The organism is Roseibium sp. LAB1, assembly GCF_054658235.1.
Map to the genome: position 1 here is coordinate 621,055 of NZ_BAAGIB010000003.1, position 18,796 is coordinate 639,850.

An 18,796-nucleotide genomic window follows, 5' to 3' on the forward strand; every position below is an offset into this window, starting at 1 on the left:
CGGCAGAAAGTCGAAGAAGGCAACGGCAGGACCGTCGTCTGCCGGAACCTTCGGGGCGAAGTTATCCGAGCCAGCCGCGCGCCGCCTGCCACAGGAGGTTCAGCGCCAGGGCGGTCATCACCCATCTGAAGCCGGTCTTGAAGCTTTTTTCGTCCATGCGGCCAAGCAGGCGGCTGCCGGCAAGCGTACCGAGAAAACCGCTTGCGATCATCAGGATGATCAGTCCGAGCCAGGGCGCGAAGGCAAAGCCGAGGGCCCCGAAGGCAATGATCTTGAAGATATGCATGATCAGCGCGGTGATGGCCTGGTTGGCAACAAACCCGTGGCGCGGCAGGCCGAGGGTCGACAGGACCGCTCCCCCGATGGGGCCGGCCGCTCCAAAGAACATGGACAGGAACGTCGAGGTGAAACCCGCTGCCGCCATCACCCGTTTCGGGGCCTTGCCGAAGCGAGGCGCCTTGCCCCAGACGACCCACAACACGAACAGGCCGATGCCTGCTTTCAGGACGACGGGAGGCAGTTCCACGGCGATGGCCCCGCCGACCGCAGCACCAATTGCCGCCCCAACCGCAAACCAGAGCGCAATCAGCCAGTCGACATGCTTCAGCTGCACCAGCGCGCGCCCGGCGTTCGAACCCAGCTGAACGACGCCATGGACCGGCACCAGCGCACTGGCCGGCATCACGGTTGCCATGATCGCGATCAGCGCGACCCCGCCGCCAAGGCCGACGGCCGCCGTCAGTGCGGAAGTGAAGAAACTGGTTATGATCAGTGTCAGCGATGCAGCAAGGTGCAACTGGTCGGGAAAGAAGAAGCCGGCAATTTCCGACATGTCACGACCATCTCCTGTTGGCGTAATTGACCGCTTCGCGGACATCCAGGGCACGGGTGGAGTTGCCGCTGCGCAGATAGAAGACAGATGCCCTGTTCTCTTCCATGTAGACCGCACGGGGCGCCGGGCTGACGATAACCATGGCCACCTCCTTGCCGTCGACCGTGGAAAAGACCGTGTGGATGTAGGGGCAGAGATCGCCACCGAGTGTTTTGGAAACGATGTCGTTGACCGTGCGCTCGAATGAATCGAGATCCGGGCTTTTCAACGTTGCCAGATCCTTGTCGAGCCCGAGCGGCGTGCCGTTGTCGTCGACACCAATGAGAAGATGACCGCCATCTGCGTTGAAGAAGCCGGCAAGGGTCTTGGCGATGACCTTTTCCAGCGACCTGTTGGTCCGGTTTTCCTTCAGGTCCCAGCGCAGAGATGACTTGAATTCCACGCGCCGGCTTTCCCCCTGCTTCAGAAGGTCGGGGATCAGCGCGGTCTGTTCCTCGCGAAGAGACCGGTAGGCTTCGGAGGTGCGCATGTAGTTGCGGGTGAAGATGCCGAAGGCAAGGCCGACAACTGCGCCGAGACCGGTATAGGCAATCGCAACATCCAGATGCCGGGGAAGCAGTACCAGCCACAGGCGTGCCGCCAGAAATTCAAAGAGATTGGGGGCCGTCTCAGAAAACCTGGCCAGTTCCCACCAGACAACCACCAGGTTCAGCGGGTGAATCACCAGAACGCCAACAATGGCCCCGACCACGACATAGGCTGCCAGAAAGGGAAGCTTGAACGGGGAAAGTGCCATATTCGAAAATCCAAATGAAAACGCCGGTCGGAACCGGCGTCACTCTTAAGCCAAAACCTTCCCGCCGTCATCCCGGCGAGGCATCATGCGTGCCGGGATCGCGATGGAGGCGGGCAAAGCCGTCAGGCAGCTGCGGGCAGGGCCGTCTCGACCAGTTTGACCCAGTAGGAACAGCCGACGGGGATCAGGTCGTCGTTGAAGTCGTAGGCCGGATGGTGCAGGCCGGCGCTGTCGCCGTTGCCGGCGAAGATGAACGCGCCGGGGCGCTCTTCCAGCATGTAGGAGAAATCCTCGCCACCCATCATCGGTTCGATCTCGCGATTGACCTTGCCGACCCCGGCAATGCCTTCGGCGACTGCCGCTGCAAAATCGGTCTGCTCATCGTGGTTGGCCGTGACCGGGTAACCGCGGGTGAATTGCAGTACCGCCTTGGCACCGAAGGCATCTCCAACCGAACTGACGATGGTTTCCATCCGTGCCTGGGCGAGGTCCCGCATTTCCGGGCTGAGCGTGCGCACCGTGCCGCGCAGCAGCACTTCCTGCGGGATGACGTTGAAGGCGTTGCCACCCTGGAAAACGGTCACCGACACAACCACCGAATCGAGCGGGTTGGCATTGCGGCTGGCGATGGTCTGCAGCGCGGACACCAGTTGCGAGCCGATCACGATCGGATCGATGGTTTCGTGCGGCTTGGCCGCATGGCCACCCCGGCCGGTGATGGTGATGCGGAATTCGTCCGTTGCGGCCATGATCGGACCCTTGCGGATGGCGAATTCGCCTACCGGCATGCCCGGGAAGTTGTGCATGCCGTAGACTTCCTCGATCGGCCAGCGAGTCAGAAGACCATCGTCGATCATCGCCTTGGCGCCTGCGCCGCCTTCTTCGGCCGGTTGGAAGATGACGACGACTGTGCCGTCGAAGTTCCGGGTCTCGGCGAGATATTTGGCCGCGCCCAGCAACATTGCAGTGTGACCGTCATGGCCACAGGCATGCATTTTTCCGGGGATCTTGGAAGCATATTCCTTGCCGGTGATTTCCTCGATCGGCAGTGCGTCCATGTCGGCGCGCAGGCCGATGGTCTTGCCTGCGCCACCGTTCCGGCCCTTGATCACCCCGACAACGCCCGTCTTGCCGATGCCCGTTGCGATTTCGTCGACACCGAAGCTCTGCAGGAGCTCGGACACCTTCTCGGCGGTCCTCACCGTCTCGTAGAGGATTTCGGGGTTTTCGTGAATGTCGCGGCGCCAGGCAGTGATCTCGTCGGCCAGATCCGCGAGGCGATTAACGATGGGCATGAAGGACTCCTAGAAACACATCGGAACAGGAAAGCGCTTGAAGCTTGAAGGGTTAGGTACCTAACCTATCGCAAGCTGCAAAAAGAGGAAGTGGGATTGCGGAAAAAGTTATCTGCCCGGCTGCGATCCGCAAGACTGGTCCGCCAAGGGGTTATTCGCCGGATGATTTTTCCTTCAATCGAAAGACGCGCGTGCGTTTGATCTCGTTGTCTTCCAACGCACCGACCACAGGAACGCTGTAGGCCGCCAGTTCAATCAAACGTGACGACGGCAGGTAGGACCGGCCCGGGTCGCCGACGAAAACCGCGATGTCCTTCGTCAGCAGCGTGTCGAGGAAGGCCAGCACTTTGTCGGCCATGGTCTTGTCGTAGAAAACGTCGCCGCAAAAGACCAGATCCGCGTCCGGCGGCTCTCCGGCGGTGATGTCCGCGGTCTCCGTGGTGATCTCGACGTCATTGAGGGCGGCATTCAGCCGGGTTGCAGTCAGGGCGTAGGCATCGATGTCGACCGCATGGCAGGACGCGGCGCCCGCCTTCATGGCCGCAATGCCGACAAGGCCGGATCCGCAGGCAAAGTCGACAACGCGCTTGCCTGCGACAAGATCCGGTGTGTCGAGCACATAGCGGGCAAGGCCCTGACCGCCCGCCCAGGCGAAAGCCCAGAACGGTGGCGGCAGGCCGAGCTCGCCCAGTTCGTCTTCTGTCTTTTGCCATAGATCCATGGCTTCATCCGCCACATGCAGAAGGATTTCCTCCGCATGCGGCACGGGCTTGACCTTGGTTTCCTTCCGGATGAAGGCTGCCGGATCCTTGAAAAGGGCCATTCAGGGCAGGTCTTTCAGAAGAGGACGTTACGCTGGCACTTTCAGGCCGCCCATTTCACAGACGATTTTCCATTCCTCTTCCGTGACCGGCTGGACCGACAGACGCATGGACGTGACCAGCGACATCTTGGCAAGGCGCGGTTCGGCCTTGACGTCCGCCAGGGTCACCGGCTTCGGCATGTCGCGGACCGCCTTGAAGTCGACGCATTCCCAGCGTGGATCGTCGATGGTGGTGTCCGGATGGATGTCGCTGCAGACTTCAACGATGCCGACAACTTCCTTACCGATGTTGGAATGGTAGAAGAACGCCTTGTCGCCGATTTCCATGGCCCGCATGTTGTTGCGTGCCTGGTAGTTCCGGATACCGTCCCACTGCTCGCCCTTGTCGCCCCGGGCCTTCTGCTGTTCCCAGGACCATTTGTCGGGCTCGGACTTGATCAGCCAGTACTGCACTCAGTTTGCCTCCGGATTCTTGATCGCCCAGTTCCAGGGACGGATCTCGACGCTTTCGAACAGGCCGGCGCGGGCATAGGGATCTTCCTGTGAAATGGCCAGGATCTCGTCGCGGTTGGACGCCTCGATCACGACCAGCGAACCGGTCATGTTGCCGTCGTCGTCCAGAAATGGACCAGCAGCCTTGAGGCTGTCGCCAAGGCCTTTCAGAAAGTCGATATGAGCGGCGCGGTTGTCGAGGCGCGTCTGCAGCGCACCGGGCTTGTCGGTGCAGATCAGGGCATAGAGCATGAAAAAATCCCCGGGTTGGTCGAATCTGCGACGAACCTAGGGCCGGGGCGGGGGAAACTCAATGGGGGAATGCTTCCAGTCCCTTCACAACCTTGCGCCTCATCCTGAAGAAGGTCTTTGGTCCTGTCTGGAGCGGGGGCCGATTGTCACGAGGTTGCCGCCATCCTCCGAGACGCATGCGAGCGCGCTCCTCAGGATGAGGGCGTGGGTGTGTTGGTCGTTTCTGTCCGATAGGAAAACCGGGCATTCGCGAAACGCCCGGACGAGCCACAAGTGAATGTGCCACCCCGGGTGAGCAGCGGGAGACCCGGTGCCTACCCGCTTCCAGAGAGCAGGGCTCGAGCTCTGGGGTGGGGGGCTTCGTCAGGAAGCGTTGCCTGCTGCGGTAAGCGGCGCGGCGAGTGGGCCCCGGATCTACGCTTTGCTTGTCCGGGGTGACACTTGTGTTTTCTGCCTATTCTCGAAAGCCTTACGGTACATGGAGGGGGAACCAGGTCCCGGCGTGTGCCGAGGCCGGACGCCGGTTTCTTCACGAGAGCCTTAAAGCCCTTCCGTTTCCGATTTCAGCGGGCGGGCCATCAGGGTGTTGAGGGCATCGTCGATGGTCTGGTCCTCGTCGATCATTCTGGCGACAGTCTCGCAGATCGGCACTTCGACATCGTATTTGCGGGCTAGCTTCACGGCGACCCGGGCGGAGTAAGCCCCCTCCGCCAGCTTGCCGCCGGCAGAGATCAGCTCGGAGGCCATGAAGCCTTCGCCGAGCCTCAGTCCGAAGGAAAAGTTGCGCGACTGGCTGGACGAGCAGGTGAGCACCAGATCGCCCAGGCCCGAAAGGCCGGTCAGGGTTTCGCTCTGCGCGCCCATGGCGGTACCGAGGCGTGACAGTTCGGCAAACCCGCGTGCGGTCAGGGCCGCCTGTGCACTGGCGCCGAGCTTGCGGCCGACGACGGCTCCGCAGGCAATCGCAAGCACGTTCTTCAGCGCCCCGCCGATCTGGGCGCCGAGAATGTCGATCGAGGCATAGGGCCGGAAGCAGGGCGATTGCATCGCTTCGCAAAGGCTCAGCGCTGTCTTGGCGGAATTGGCGGCAACGGTGACGGCGGTTGGAAGACCCTTTGCGACATCGTCGGCGAAACTCGGACCGGACAGGACGCCGGGCTCGATGCCGGGCAGCTCCTCGCTCATGACCTTGGACAAGAGCTTGCCGGAGGATTGTTCGATGCCCTTGGCGCACAGCACAACAGGACCGCGCACCTTGCCGGTCAGTTTCAGGGCGGCCAGCATGGCCCGGGTGGTCTGCGCCGGTGTCACCAGCAGAATGGCATCGGTGTCCGCAACTTCTTCCAGCGAAGAGGTCGCCTCCAGGTCCTCGTCAAAGGTGATCCCCGGCAGATATCTCGGGTTCTGCCGGCGGGACCGGATTTCTGAAACCGTTCCGGGGTCGCGCGCCCAAAGGCGGACTTCCCGGCCGGCACGGGCCGCCGTCAGGGCCAGGGCTGTGCCCCAGGCGCCGCCGCCAACGACGCCGATAGACCTAATGGCGCCCATTGCTCTGCCTTTCCACGCGCGTCCGTAGTGTTTCAAGTTGCGCTCCAAACCCTTCAAAAAAGCGGGCCTCGGTCGGCGCATCCATGGTGAACAGGTCAATCCAGAACAGACGGAACCTTATCGGAGGTCCGCCTGCATTCGGTGACGTTTCGAAGTGTTCCCATTCAGTCGCGGGCTTTTCACGAATACGGCCGTGAAAATGCCGCCGGCGATGCAAGCCGTCGAGACAACGGGGAACATCTTTGAAGATATGGTCCTGGTCGGCGAACGATTCGAGCGCGATATCCAACGAAAGTCCTGTCTCCTCGGCAAATTCTCTCCTGGCTGCCTGCAGATAGCTCTCTCCGGGGTCGAGCGTGCCGCCGGGAACCTGGATCTCGGCCTCGGGAAAATCCGGCTCCTCAAACACGAGAAGCTCCGTGCCGCAGGTCAGATAAACATAGGCTTTCTGGTAGATCAGCACCGGCAGGTCCTTGAAAAACGATTGTTTATGCCGCGTTCGCCACAGATGTCACACGCTCGCGCAGGGCATTCAGGGGCGCGCCGAAGGCGGCAAAGAAATTTTCCTCGTTGCGGGCCCGGTCGCCGAAGAGGTCGACCCAGAAGAACCGGTAGCGAATCGGATCACCACCGCTGCTGGGATGCATTTCGTAATGTTCCCATTGGGTATCGGGCCGGGTGGCAAGCCGGACATGGTAGTTGCGCCGGATGTGACGGCCGAGCAGTGGCCGATCCGGATGCGGCCGGTACTGGCCGACCGGAGGGATCGTCTCGAAGGGAATGTCCTGGGCGAAAAACTGCTCGAAAGCCACGTCCAGCTCGAGACCGGTTTCCTCGGCGAATTCCCGCATGGCGCCATGCAGGAAGCTTTCTCCCGGATCGATTGTTCCACCAGGCACCTGAAGGCCGAGCCAGGGTGTGTCCGGTTCGTCAAAGACCAGAAGGTCCGTGCCGCAGGTCAGATAGACATAGGCCTTGTGGTAGACGCGCATTTTTCAAAAACAGTCCTTGTTGGAAGGCTGAAGTTTCCTAACAGGGTCTTTGGCCTCGCAAAAGGGTCGGCGCCTATTCGAGCGACGTTTTATTAGGCTGCCGCCTAAACCTTGGCGCCTTTTTTGCCTGCGCCGAGCACGCCGGCATTGGCCGCATCCAGCGGCCAGCGGGGGCGCGGCGACAGGCTCATGTCGTCCACAGGGCCAAGACGCAGCCGTTCGATGCCTGCCCAGGCGATCATTGCGGCATTGTCGGTGCAAAGGCTCAGCGGCGGAGCGATGAAACGGGCGTCCGCCTCCTCTGCCGCCGCCAGAAGACTGTTGCGAATTTCCTGGTTCGCCGCGACGCCGCCGGCCACGACAATTGCCGGTTTGACGCCTGGATGGCGCGTCCGGAAGAGGTCGAGTGCCGACCGGGTGCGGGTGGCCAGCACATCGGAAACAGATCGCTGGAAGGCGGCGCAGAGGTCGGCAATCGTCTGCTCGTCGACTGGTTCCAGCTTCTTTGCCTGGGTTCGAAGAGCCGTTTTCAGCCCGGCGAAGGACATGTCGAGGCCCGGCCGGTCAAGCAGCGGGCGCGGCAGGCGGAAGCGGGTGACATCTCCCCGTGAGGCCATCTTCTCCACATGAGGGCCGCCGGGATAGGGCAGGCCCAGCAGCTTGGCGGTCTTGTCGAAGGCTTCGCCGATGGCATCATCGATGGTCGTGCCGAGACGTTCATAGTCGCCGACACCGCGCACCAGCAGGAACTGGCTGTGACCACCGGAAACCAGCAGCAAAAGGAACGGAAACTCGAGATCGTCGGTCAGACGCGCGGTCAGGGCATGGCCTTCCAGGTGATTGACACCGACGATCGGCTTGCCTGCGGCCATGGCAATGGCCTTGGCAGTCATGAAGCCGACAATGACGCCGCCAATCAGGCCGGGGCCCGCGGTCGCCGCAATGGCGTCGATGTCGTTCCAACCGCAACCTGCTTCGTCCATCGCCTCCGCGACGATCCTGTCGAGGATTTCGATATGGGCGCGGGCAGCGATTTCCGGCACCACGCCGCCGAATTCGGTATGCTCGTCGATCTGCGACCGGATCGTGTTGGACAGGATTTTCTTGTGTGCAGGACCGCACACCACCGCTGCCGCCGTCTCGTCGCAGCTGGTTTCAATGCCCAGGACCGTCAGATTGGTCGCATTGTCATCTGTTTTGACTGAGGTCATTGGTCTAAGTGCGGTGGCCTGTGTTAGGACATCCGAAAAGACATAAATCGGTGCCCGTCATTTCTGCCGGGCGTAGCATCTGGACGGTAAACCTTGCAATCAAATCCTTTGCGTATCGGAACAAGGGGCAGCGCGCTGGCGCTGGCACAGGCCCATGAAACCCGCGACCGGCTGATGGCGGCCCACGGTCTGACCGAAGACGCGTTCGAGATCGTGGTCATCAAGACATCCGGCGACAGGATCCAGGACAGGCCGCTGTCGGAAGTCGGCGGCAAGGGGCTCTTCACGAAGGAAATCGAGGAAGCGCTTCTGGACGGGCGTATCGATCTCGCCGTTCATTCGTCCAAGGACATGCCGACCGTGCTGCCGGACGGGCTGGCGCTGACGGCTTTCCTGCCGCGCGAGGATGTGCGCGACGCTTTCCTGTCGCCCAAGGCCAAGACACTGACCGACCTGCCCCAGGGCGCTGTTGTCGGGTCCAGCTCGCTGCGCCGTCAGGCGATGATCAAGCGGCTGCGCCCGGACATCGAAGTGGTGATGTACCGCGGCAACCTGCAGACACGCCTGCGCAAACTGGCGGAAGGCGAGGTGGACGCCACGCTTCTGGCGGCGGCAGGTCTGCGTCGGCTGGGCCTTGAAGCGGAAATCACCAGCCTTCTGGAAACCGACCAGTTTCTGCCGGCTGTCGGGCAAGGTGCGATCTGCATCGAAAGCCGGGAGGGCGACACCGCCACCCTTCAGAAACTTGCCGCAATTCATGACGAGACAACCCAGATCCGCCTGGATGCCGAGCGCGCCTTTCTCGCCGTTCTGGACGGGTCATGCCGCACGCCGATCGGCGGTCTGGCAACGGTCGACGGCGATACGCTTCATTTCAAGGGCATCGTCCTGAAGCCGGACGGATCAGAGGCCCATGAAGCTTCGGCCAGCGGACCTGCGGCAGAGGCCGTGCGGATTGGCCGCTCTGTTGGGGACGATCTGAAAACCCGGATTGGGCCGGACTTTCTGGCGGGAGCCTGAGTCGGTCATGCGTTTTCTGGTGACGCGTCCCCAGCCGGATTGCCGGCGCACCGCTGAAAGACTGCGGTCCCTGGGGCATGTCGCCGATGAAGCCCCTGTCCTTAAAACCGTCGAGGTGCCGTCGGCGGACATCGGCTTGGGTGGAGTGTCGGCGCTTGCATTTTCCAGTCGGCGGGCGGTCTCTCTCCTGTCGGCACACGGCCAGATGGAAGACCTCAGGCAACTGCCGGTCTTCACGGTTGGAGACGCGAGCGCACTTGCCTGCCGGGAGGCGGGGTTCAAGCAGGTTTTGTCTGCCAGCGGGGATATCGGCGCGCTGGCGCAGCTGATTCTCGATAATCGAAGCAGCCTGACGCCGGGCGAAGTGCTTTACCCCGCGGCGCAGGATCGGGCAGGGGATCTGGAGGGACGTCTCGCCGCAGGTGGGATTTCTTGCCGCACTGTCGTGCTCTACCGGATGGAACCGGCGCAAAGCCTGTCTTCGGCAGTGGTCGAGAACCTCAAGGGAGGAGCCTTTGACGGTGTCCTGATTTATTCGAAGCGCACGGCGGAGGCCTTTCGGGCGCTGGTGCGCAACCATGGGCTTGACCATATTTTTTCCAGTTTGCCTGTCTATGCCCTTTCGCGGCAGTCGGCCGAGCCCCTATCTGAGGTAAGTCATGTGCGTGTTGCAGCCGCGCCGAACGAAAGCGCGTTGCTGGATCTGGCTTTAACACAGTGTTAACCAGATCCGGGGGAGTCGTTCTTTTGCAGCGCGCAAAAGTCTTTGCTGCGGCGGTACCGCTTCGCAAAGAGGTGTGTATAGTGAAGGTCTTGGGACCGGCAGGGTTCAGGAGGAGATGAGATGACGACGGACAAGAAATCCCCGGGCGGGACATCTTCATCGGGCGGCAGCGGCACCGGCGGCAAGGACAAGCCGGGCAGCAGCACCGCGTCTTCCTCCGGCAGCGCAAAGCGGCCGGTCACCATCGATCTGACCGCGGAAAAGGTCGGCGCCAAACCATCAGAAACGGCATCGTCCTCCACCTCGTCATCCAGCAGCCCGTCTTCCAGCAGCACGCCCAAGCCGGGCGGCGCGGGCAGCACGCCGACGTCCGCAAGTTCCGCCAAGGCGGGCGGCACGTCCACGTCATCTTCGCCATCTTCAACGGGTGCGGCGCGTCCGGGCAGTGCATCGTCGCCGTCTTCGGCTGCGTCAGCGTCGTCTTCGACCACGTCCGGCTATTCCTCGACCTCTTCCGCTGCCAGCAAGTCTGCGGGCACCAGCACCTCCGGATCGTCAGCCGCCACCAGCAAACCGGCGTCTCCGGCGAGCTCGTCAGCGTCTCCCGGCAGCACATCGGGAACCGCGTCCACGAGCGGCAGCAGTTCCCGTCCAGGTGGCACGACAACCTTTTCCAATCCGCCGGCTGCTGAAGACCGCGGCGGTGTGGGTGCCTTCGGCGTTTTGATCGCCGCCGTCATCGGCGGTATTCTGGTCCTCGGTGGGGGCTTTGGTCTCTATCAGGCCGGGCTGGTCAAACTGTCGCCGGAACCCAACCAGCAGCTCACCAGCGCGCTCAGCGCGGCGGAGCGCAAGATCTCCGATCTGGAAAAGAAACTCGGCGATGTGACGTCATCTGTCGCCAACCGGACAAGCTCCGGTGCCGTCTCGGCTCTGGAAAGCAAGGTCACTGCGCTTGAAACCCAGCTGCAGGATGCATCGTCTTCCGATCTGGGAGCTGCCGTCGATGCACTGAAGCAGGAGGTCAGCGACTTGCGCAGCACTGTGACTTCGGCGGGCGGAAGCACCGGCGACGGAACGCCGGTTGATCTCCAGCCGCTGGAAAACAGGATTGCCGCGCTGGAAGAGGCGGCAAAGAGCGGTGGAGAAGTCAATCTGGCACCGTTGGAAACGCGCCTCGCCAAGCTGGAAAGCGATACCACCTCAACCTCTTCGGAAGCCGACAAACTGTCCGGTTCCGTCACCGGGCTTGAAGGCCAGCTTTCGGAACTGAAATCGACCCTCTCCGACGTCGAGACCCGTCTTTCCAACACCGAAGCGACGGCCAAAGCCGCGCAGACAGCCGTGTCGACATCCGATGTTTCCCTGAAAACCCTTGCCGACAGCCAGGCACGGGCAACGGAAACCCTGTCCTCGCTGGCCGCTGACATCAAGTCCGTCGGGGCGGCGAACACATCGGCTCTGGAAGGACTGCGCGCCGAACTCGATACGATTTCAACGCGCCTTGCCGCTGTCGAAGCGACCATGGGCGATGCCACCGCGCGTGAAGTTGCTGCAAGGGCACTGTCGGTGTCCGCGCTGAAGTCCGCCGTCGATTCCGGCCGCCCTTATGAAACCGAGCTGGCCGCCGTGAAGGCAGGCCTGCCGGATGGTCTTGACCTTTCGGCGCTGGAGGCCAACGCCAAGACCGGTGTCGAGCCGGTGCCCGTGCTGATTGCCCAGTTCCCGCCGGTCGCACGCTCGATCTACCAGACCTTTTCCGAACCGGACCGGTCCGGCGATGTGCTCGACAGCCTGATGAACAGTGCGCAGTCGCTCTTCACCGTTCGCCGTTCCGGCTCGGGTGAAGGCGATGGTCCGGCCGCTGCCCTGCAGCGCATGGAAAATGCCGTCAACAAGGGAGACCTGAAGACGGCACTTGCCGCCTACAAGGATCTGCCCGAACAAAGTCAGGCTGCGGCCGCCGACTGGGCGACCCGGGCAGAAGCCCGTGTCGAGGTCGATGACCTGACGGACAAGGCCTCGCAGGAAGTGCTCAATGCACTTGCTGCGAAGGATAGCTAATGCAGGCCGGCCACTCGCCCGCCCGTCAATGGAACTATGTGCCGGCAGGAGCCGGCCGTCGCAGGGAGCGAACTGAATGATCCGCGTTCTGTTCTTTTTCGCGCTGTTGTTTGCCGTTGCCATGGGCTTTGCCTGGATGGCGGACCTGCCGGGGACAATCCAGATCTCCTGGCCGGTGTATGAAGGCGGTCAGCAGGTCGGGACGGACATCTGGGAACAGTCGCCCGCGATTGTGGCCCTTGCCGCCGCCGTTTTCCTGGCGATCTTCCTGGCGGTTGTCTGGGCCATTCGCGTGGTCCTGAAGTCACCGCAGATTGCCAGCCGCTTCTTCCGCCGCCGCCGGAAGGACAAGGGTTACAATGCTCTTTCCCAAGGGCTGATCGCGCTGGGAACGGGCAACGCCAAGATGGCGCGCCGGTACGCACTGGATGCCGACAAGCTGCTGGACGACGAACCGGCGGCAAAGCTGCTGCTGGCGCAAACGGCGCAGCTTGCTGGCAAGGATGACGAGGCGCGTCAGCGGTTCGAGGCGATGCTGGAGGACCCGGCCACCAAGGCGCTTGGTCTGCACGGCCTCTTCGTGGAAGCCGAGCGGCACAGGGAACCGGTTGCCGCGCGTCACTATGCCGAGGAAGCTGCCAAGACCTCGCCTGGCCTGGAATGGGCCGGAAAGGCCGTGCTTGGATACCAGGCGGTTGCCCATCACTGGGACGAGGCGCTCAAGACGCTGGAGCGCAATTACGCCGCCAAGATGCTCGACAAGAAAACCTACCGGCGTCAGCGCGCCGTCATTCTGACGGCCCTTGCCACCAAGCTGGAGGACGGCGAGCCGGAACGGGCCTATTCGCTGGCCAAGGAAGCTCACGGGCTGGCGCTCGACCTTGTGCCGGCTGCCGTGCTGACGTCGCGCCTGGCGACGCGCCGGGGCGACATCCGAAAGGCGTCCAAGGTGCTGGAAGCCACGTGGCGTCTGTTTCCGCATCCCGATCTGGCGGAAACCTATGCCCATGTCCGCACCGGCGATTCGGCAGTCGACCGCCTGAAGCGGGTGAAATCGCTGTCCGCACAGCGGGCAAATACCTCCGAAGGCGCATTGGCCATTGCCCGCGCGGCCATGGAGGCGCGCGAATTCGAGGAAGCGCGCAAGCAACTGAAAAAGGTTCTTCAGTCCGAACCCACCCGACAGGCGTTTCTGCTGATGGCGGAAGTGGAAGAGGCAGAGCATGGCGACAAGGGCCGCATGCGCGACTGGCTGGCCCGTGCCGTCAGCGCACCGCTGGACAAGGTCTGGATGGCCGACGGAATCATCTCTGCCGAGTGGCAGCCCGTGTCACCGGTTACCGGCAAGCTCGACGCGTTCCAGTGGGCAACGCCGGGCAGCCTGTCGGACGAGGATGGACCGCTGCTTGAGGACAGCCTGTTCGACGCACCCGCCCTGCCGTCCGCGACCTCAGCCGAACCGGTTCGGCCGGTTTCGGATACAGATGACGACGCTGTGGTGCTGGAAGTTGAACCTGTCGCCAAGACCGCAGAACCGAAGCCAGCCGAGCCCAAATCCGGCGACGCGAAGGCCGGTGACACGAAGGCCGGCGACGGCAAGTCCCCCGAGACTGCTGCGGCTCCCCTTGGCAAGCAGGGCTACGAAGGTACGACGGACGACGTCAAATTCAGCCCTGCGCTGAAGGATCTTCCGGACGCAGAGGCAGTAAAGTCGCCTCCGGTCAAGGAAGCGGCTTCCATGGACGAATCCGCCAAGGTACCTGCATCAAAAGCGGAGGCACCGGCAAAGGCCGTCACTGCCGCTGCGACAGCTGGGGCAGCCGGGAAGGCTGACACCCGGAACGGGGCGGAAGAGCCATCCAGGTCCAATGCCCAGGATGAGGCCAAAGCCGAGGTCAAGGAAGCTTCCAAAGATGCGGACGCAAAGTCTGCGAGTTCCAAAGCCGAAGACGCGAAAACTGGCGATGCAACGGCCGGAAGCCCCAAAGAGAATCTCAACCGGCCGATCGAGTTTCCGCTGTCGCGTATGCCGGACGATCCCGGTCCGGACGAGGACGACGATAACGAGGCTGCCAAGACACCACGACCGCGCTTTTTCAACTGAAGCGCTGCTCCATGCGCGGTCCTGCGGTATCGGTGAGCGGATGTTTGCCGGACTTTGGAAAAACGGAAGATGTGATCTTCCCGAAAGAACCGGTTTTAGGCTCTTGCATCTGACGCAAAGCTCCGGTAATTAGCGGCGCACTCGGGCTTGACCTGAGTGTCCGCGCCAAATCGCGCGATGCCCGGCACCTGCCGGAGAACGCCGCTGTAGCTCAGATGGTAGAGCACGTCATTCGTAATGATGGGGTCGGGGGTTCGAGTCCCTTCAGCGGCACCACTTTTCCTTTGCATGACTGGTTGTCAATTCTGCCCGAAAAGGGCAGTCTCTTCTGAGTTGCTTTTGCTCCAGCTATAGCCGTTAAATTCAATTTGTCATTACACGTGCCCTTCGACACGGCAGACGCGGTGAAACAAGTCGGCGCCTTTCCTCCAACTTGAAGGGCTTTTCATGAGTCAGTCAGGAACTGTTTCCCAGACACTGGATCCACCGCCTGCGTCCTGGACTGCGCCGGGCCAAAGCGACAGTTTCGCAACTGCCGGTCTCGTTACCCTGCTGTTGATCTTGTTTCTGGTTGTCTACCTCTATGCGGCGTTCGACAGATTTGCCTCCCGCAAGGGTGAAGCCACGCCCCTTCGAACGACAATCCCGACAATGCTCACGATCGGCCTGGCCTACGATCTTGTCCCCGTGCTTGAGGACTTCAGCCTTCTTTTGCCGCTGACGCTGATCCTCGCGGCGCTTGCAATGGACATCACATTATGGCTGAAGCCCAAGTCGTCAGACGAAAACGGACCGCCTGAAGAGCAACAAATCGAAGAGGGCGAAGCTGCAGGCGGCCCGGGTGGAGAAAAGACCTTCGGGCAAGGCCTCGCGACGGAGAGCTCGCCCACGAAGCGTGTGGTCGAGGAACTTCCACCTGAAAAGAGGACTGCTGACAAAGACCTGGCAGTCGAGGGGGGCAGCGCATGATTGAGTTGATCATCACCTGTTTCCCTCTGCTCCTGCGCATTGCCTATCTGCATTACCGCAAACGCCCCGTCACGCTTTACAATGTCCACCGTGCGCTGTTCGTCTGGATTGTGCTGTTCGTCGCGTTGATCTTCACCGTGGAATATTATCACCCGGACACGCGCAATGCGCTTATTCCCTACCGCGTCGTTCCGGTCGTGACCGAACAATCCGGCACGGTCACCCAAGTGGCCGTTCGTGCGGGTCAGACGGTCAAGTCCGGTGACCTGTTGTTCACGGTCGACGATTCCAGCGAACAGGCGGCGGTCGAAACCGCACAATCGACTGTTGAAGAGGTCAAGAGCCAGCTAGAAGTTGCCAAGTCCGAGGTTGCTGAGGCCAAGGCACAACTCGAAGAGGCGCAAGCGGGGCTGGATGACGCCAATTTAACGATGAAGAACCAGGAAACGCTGCGAAACGAGAAGTCTCCTGCATATTCCGAAGACAGATATCTGCGTGCCAGATCCAATCTACAGGCGCGCACCGCGGACGTGTCCGTGGCCCAGAGTAATGTGACGACCGCGCAATTGAATGCGAGCCAGGTCCTGCCAGCGCAATTGACCACGGCTGAGGCGACCCTGCATGAAGCCCAGGTCAAACTGGACAAGACGCGGGTTCATTCCTCCGTAAACGGGCGCATCGCGCAGCTTACCCTGAACGTTGGAGACAGGGCGGGGCAGTTCGTTGCCAGCCCCTCCATGGTCATTATTCCCGACCGGGCTGCCGACGAACCGGCCGAGATCGTCGCGGGTTTCAGCCAGACCAACAGCGCAATCCTGCATGTCGGCATGCCTGCCGAAGTCGCGTGTGAAAGCAACATCAACAGCGGAATGGTCAACTCGGTGCTGCCGGCGCGGATCGTTCGGATACAGGACGTCATCTCTACGGGCCAATTGGCACCAACCGGGACCTTGTTGCAGCCGTCAGACCGGCCGAAATCGGGCGACCTGGTTGTGCACGTGCGGCTGGAGTATCCCGACCAGCAAAAATTGCTGGTCGATGGCAGCAAGTGTCTGGTGCAAGCCTACACGACGCGCATTTCCGGATCCCTTGCCGGCACCTTTCTGGGGGGTGTGATCGAGGCCTGGGCGCTGGAGAAAGCGCTGATCATGCGAATGAAGGTCTGGGCGACACTCTTTGTCGGAACCGGATTGACCGGAGGGGACTGAGCAGCCCTTGATCGAGGGGCGGCGTGTCGCTGCCTCTTCGTCACCGATGAGGCAAGTTTCCGTAGAGTTTGGTGATATCGTTCCGCAGTTCGCCCTGCCCAGGCGCGACCCGTCTTTCCGTTGAGAGATCTCGTCGTCAGCGCGCCAAAATTTTCAAAAAAACCGCTTCAATCACCACTTTGATGAAAAATTGGCCCGCCTGGAAACCTCGGGCCCGGCGAAACGCAATCGAACGTGAACCGGTTGGGGAGGTGTTTCCTGCGCCGTGGGGCTCAGCGTCGCTTGTAAATCGTCTCCCAGTTAGAGGTGAAGAAGGGATCTTTACATCATATTTGGAATGTATTCCGATCACTATTGTAATAAGAGTTGAGTATTGGCGCGTAGATCACAGGTTGTATTTTTACTCAAAATTTTCAGTAACTGAAAATATACAATTGTTTCCTTATTATGCTTGTAAATTTAGACATGGCCTCAACTGACGATGCGAGTGCCCGCAAGAGGTGACGAGAATTGCTGCATAAAATGATCCGCATTCTTGTTGCTGACGACAGCGGCATCGCCCGCGAAGTCATCAACATGGGCATCGCCGTTCACCGGGCCAAACGCTACATCGAAGTCGACAATGTCGACAACGGCCGCTCCGCCGTTGAGGTTCTGAAGAAAAAACAGATCGACATCGCGTTTATCGACATAAACATGCCCGGGTTGAACGGCCCGGAAGTAATTGCAGCGATGAGTGAGACGAAGTCGACGGATTGTCTGACAGTTGCGATCTCGAGCAGTCTCGATCAGCACAATGCCAATGTGCTGAAGCAATTCGGAGCATATCACTTCCTGAAAAAGCCCTACAGCCAGGAAGAGGTCTCGGACATTGTCGCCACTTACATGACAATGACGACGACCTATCCGATCCTGATCGTCGACGACAGCGCGACGATGCGCAAACTGACCCGCAAGATTCTGGAAGCCAGCCGGTTCGATTTCGAAATTTCGGAAGCAGACAGCGCCCAGGCAGCGCTTCGCGCACTGGCCTCTGGCAAGTTCCGGATGGTGCTGACCGATTTTCACATGCCGGATGTTGACGGCATCGAGCTTGCTGGATCAATCCGGGATCTGTCGAGCAAGATAGGCATCTACATGATGTCGACCAACGATACGAGTTACCTGGAACGCTCGGCGGCCTTTGTCGGCATATCCGGTTTTCTCAAAAAGCCGTTCACCGCTCGGGATATCGACACGATCATGCACCAGTTTCTGGAGCTCGATACGCCGAAATTCGGCAAGGTGCGCAACATGTTCAGCTTCATGGAACGTGAGCGCAAGGCGTCCTGAGTCTGTGCGGTTGTGCCGTAGGACGGCTGGATCGCTGGTCGGATCAAGCCGGTCCAAACCGGAGCGCTTGCAGAATGAGGCAACGTGGCAACCGGGCCGGCAAGGGGCGAAGTATCCCCGCCGATGTTCTTCGAAATTTTGAGGGTGCGGTTTAATTGCCGCTTACATTGTTTCTGGATTGTTTGTCTGCATTCTTGATTTAAAGTGGCTCAGTTGATTCAATGAAAGAATCAGAAGTCTCCCCCTAGTTCGTATCGGTTCCACTGTCTGACTGCATGGAGAGCGGTGTGGGCAAAACAGCAAAACTTGAATTACTTCGGCGGATATTGCCTCTCGGCCTCTGCGTGCTCGGTATTGTCGGCGGATATTTTTTCATGTCGGTGCTCAGCAGCCTGCTTTGTGTTGTCGCTGCCGCCGGGATCTACGCTGCCTTGCCACGGCCGAACGTACCGTCCGGTGCCGTCAAGCCGGTGTGTCATCCGTCCGTCTTTGTGCTGGATGCCATAGGCTTTGGTTTCGGTGTCGTTTTCTTTTCCATTGCATTCATCGGGATGGCCGACTGGGGCGGCGGTGCGGCGCTGATGGCGCTTCTTTGCCTGGCGCCTGCCTCGATATCGATCGTGCTGTTCACGGTCTCCGCACGACAGGAGACATCCTGGGTCCGTTTCTTCAGCAACGGTTTCGAATTCACCCAGTTCGGGCGCCGTGTCCGGGTGATCTACGAGGAGCTGAAGAGGATCGACATACGCGTGTGGCAGGCTTCCGGCTGGGTGGCATGGTTTCAGTCAACGATCGGTTCACTTGGTCCGAGATCGGCCATCCTGCTCAATGGCGCCGAGACGACGACGACGCTGGTCTTCAAGCGTCAGGACGGGGCGACCTTCACCATCTCCTCCGAACTTGTGCCGGATTTACAGCGCGTGCTGATCAACATCGACAGGGCCGGCATGGAGCTGCCTGATGGGATCAGTGAATATCAGCGCAAGAAGATCCGTCAGCGGCGCGAACGCATGTATGGAGGTCCGCCGACGGAGCTGCCCAAGTCGGAACAGAAGGAAGTCGCCCGGATCGCGGCCCTGATCGAACACGCCAGGCGCAGCGCCGGGCATTGAGGCCGGGTTTACGCCTCACTTC

20 protein-coding genes and 1 tRNA gene are annotated in these 18,796 nt (G+C 61.0%); 9 read left to right on the top strand and 12 right to left on the bottom strand.

What is annotated here, in order from left to right:
* Positions 1-61: 61 nt before the first annotated feature.
* The 10 genes from ACYQ54_RS20955 to tsaD form a co-directional block, all read right to left on the bottom strand.
* Complete coding sequence (locus ACYQ54_RS20955) at positions 62-832, bottom strand: sulfite exporter TauE/SafE family protein (protein WP_460085959.1); 771 nt, start codon at positions 830-832, stop codon at positions 62-64.
* A gap of 1 nt (position 833) precedes the next feature.
* On the bottom strand, positions 834-1,628 hold the full coding sequence (locus ACYQ54_RS20960; RefSeq protein WP_460085960.1) for an AlbA family DNA-binding domain-containing protein: 795 nt from the start codon (positions 1,626-1,628) through the stop codon (positions 834-836).
* 122 nt (positions 1,629-1,750) lie between these two features.
* Positions 1,751-2,923 carry a M20 aminoacylase family protein gene (locus ACYQ54_RS20965; RefSeq protein WP_460085961.1) on the bottom strand — a complete coding sequence of 391 codons (1,173 nt, stop codon included), beginning with the start codon at positions 2,921-2,923 and terminating at the stop codon, positions 1,751-1,753.
* A gap of 151 nt (positions 2,924-3,074) precedes the next feature.
* Complete coding sequence (locus ACYQ54_RS20970; RefSeq protein ID WP_460085963.1) at positions 3,075-3,746, bottom strand: class I SAM-dependent methyltransferase; 672 nt, start codon at positions 3,744-3,746, stop codon at positions 3,075-3,077.
* Between the two features lie 27 nt (positions 3,747-3,773).
* Complete coding sequence (locus ACYQ54_RS20975; protein WP_460085964.1) at positions 3,774-4,199, bottom strand: EVE domain-containing protein; 426 nt, start codon at positions 4,197-4,199, stop codon at positions 3,774-3,776.
* Positions 4,200-4,490, bottom strand: coding sequence for a YciI-like protein (locus ACYQ54_RS20980; protein WP_460085966.1), 291 nt, complete (start codon positions 4,488-4,490; stop codon positions 4,200-4,202). It abuts the gene before it with no gap.
* A 540-nt stretch (positions 4,491-5,030) separates the two neighbouring features.
* The gene (locus tag ACYQ54_RS20985; RefSeq protein ID WP_460085967.1) at positions 5,031-6,038 is read right to left on the bottom strand and encodes an NAD(P)H-dependent glycerol-3-phosphate dehydrogenase; all 1,008 of its coding nucleotides are present in this window, start codon (positions 6,036-6,038) and stop codon (positions 5,031-5,033) included.
* A complete protein-coding gene (locus ACYQ54_RS20990; protein WP_460085969.1) occupies positions 6,025-6,501 on the bottom strand; it encodes an NUDIX hydrolase in 477 nt (158 codons plus the stop codon). Before ACYQ54_RS20990 ends, ACYQ54_RS20985 begins: the two co-directional genes overlap by 14 nt.
* Before the next feature lie 25 nt (positions 6,502-6,526).
* Positions 6,527-7,030 carry an NUDIX hydrolase gene (locus tag ACYQ54_RS20995; protein ID WP_460085970.1) on the bottom strand — a complete coding sequence of 168 codons (504 nt, stop codon included), beginning with the start codon at positions 7,028-7,030 and terminating at the stop codon, positions 6,527-6,529.
* Positions 7,031-7,134: 104 nt separating this feature from the next.
* On the bottom strand, positions 7,135-8,241 hold the full coding sequence (gene tsaD / locus ACYQ54_RS21000; RefSeq protein ID WP_460085972.1) for a tRNA (adenosine(37)-N6)-threonylcarbamoyltransferase complex transferase subunit TsaD: 1,107 nt from the start codon (positions 8,239-8,241) through the stop codon (positions 7,135-7,137).
* 93 nt (positions 8,242-8,334) lie between these two features.
* Here tsaD and hemC point away from each other — a divergent pair, with 93 nt between their 5' ends.
* Together hemC and ACYQ54_RS21010 are read left to right on the top strand one after the other, a co-directional pair.
* The gene (gene hemC / locus ACYQ54_RS21005) at positions 8,335-9,261 is read left to right on the top strand and encodes a hydroxymethylbilane synthase (RefSeq protein ID WP_460085973.1); all 927 of its coding nucleotides are present in this window, start codon (positions 8,335-8,337) and stop codon (positions 9,259-9,261) included.
* A 7-nt stretch (positions 9,262-9,268) separates the two neighbouring features.
* On the top strand, positions 9,269-9,985 hold the full coding sequence (locus tag ACYQ54_RS21010) for a uroporphyrinogen-III synthase (protein ID WP_460085975.1): 717 nt from the start codon (positions 9,269-9,271) through the stop codon (positions 9,983-9,985).
* On the opposite strand, the gene ACYQ54_RS21015 is transcribed toward ACYQ54_RS21010, so the two are convergent.
* Both ACYQ54_RS21015 and ACYQ54_RS21020 read right to left on the bottom strand, forming a co-directional pair.
* Positions 9,982-10,476: a hypothetical protein gene (locus ACYQ54_RS21015; protein ID WP_460085976.1), complete on the bottom strand. Its 495-nt coding sequence runs from the start codon at positions 10,474-10,476 to the stop codon at positions 9,982-9,984. The genes ACYQ54_RS21010 and ACYQ54_RS21015 overlap by 4 nt on opposite strands.
* 6 nt (positions 10,477-10,482) lie before the next feature.
* On the bottom strand, positions 10,483-10,647 hold the full coding sequence (locus tag ACYQ54_RS21020; RefSeq protein ID WP_460085977.1) for a hypothetical protein: 165 nt from the start codon (positions 10,645-10,647) through the stop codon (positions 10,483-10,485).
* Positions 10,648-10,690: 43 nt separating this feature from the next.
* Here ACYQ54_RS21020 and ACYQ54_RS21025 point away from each other — a divergent pair, with 43 nt between their 5' ends.
* From ACYQ54_RS21025 to ACYQ54_RS21055, 7 genes are all read left to right on the top strand, one after another.
* Entirely contained in the window at positions 10,691-12,049 is a 1,359-nt protein-coding gene (locus ACYQ54_RS21025) for a COG4223 family protein (RefSeq protein WP_460085979.1), read from the top strand.
* Between the two features lie 76 nt (positions 12,050-12,125).
* Positions 12,126-14,153: a heme biosynthesis HemY N-terminal domain-containing protein gene (locus ACYQ54_RS21030; RefSeq protein WP_460085980.1), complete on the top strand. Its 2,028-nt coding sequence runs from the start codon at positions 12,126-12,128 to the stop codon at positions 14,151-14,153.
* 200 nt (positions 14,154-14,353) lie between these two features.
* Positions 14,354-14,429: transfer RNA gene (locus ACYQ54_RS21035), tRNA-Thr, on the top strand.
* A gap of 171 nt (positions 14,430-14,600) precedes the next feature.
* On the top strand, positions 14,601-15,122 hold the full coding sequence (locus tag ACYQ54_RS21040; RefSeq protein ID WP_460085982.1) for a hypothetical protein: 522 nt from the start codon (positions 14,601-14,603) through the stop codon (positions 15,120-15,122).
* Positions 15,119-16,330 carry an HlyD family secretion protein gene (locus ACYQ54_RS21045; RefSeq protein WP_460085983.1) on the top strand — a complete coding sequence of 404 codons (1,212 nt, stop codon included), beginning with the start codon at positions 15,119-15,121 and terminating at the stop codon, positions 16,328-16,330. Before ACYQ54_RS21040 ends, ACYQ54_RS21045 begins: the two co-directional genes overlap by 4 nt.
* Before the next feature lie 510 nt (positions 16,331-16,840).
* Entirely contained in the window at positions 16,841-17,662 is an 822-nt protein-coding gene (locus ACYQ54_RS21050; protein ID WP_460085984.1) for a response regulator, read from the top strand.
* Between the two features lie 374 nt (positions 17,663-18,036).
* On the top strand, positions 18,037-18,774 hold the full coding sequence (locus ACYQ54_RS21055; protein WP_460085985.1) for a hypothetical protein: 738 nt from the start codon (positions 18,037-18,039) through the stop codon (positions 18,772-18,774).
* Positions 18,775-18,796 lie beyond the last annotated feature (22 nt).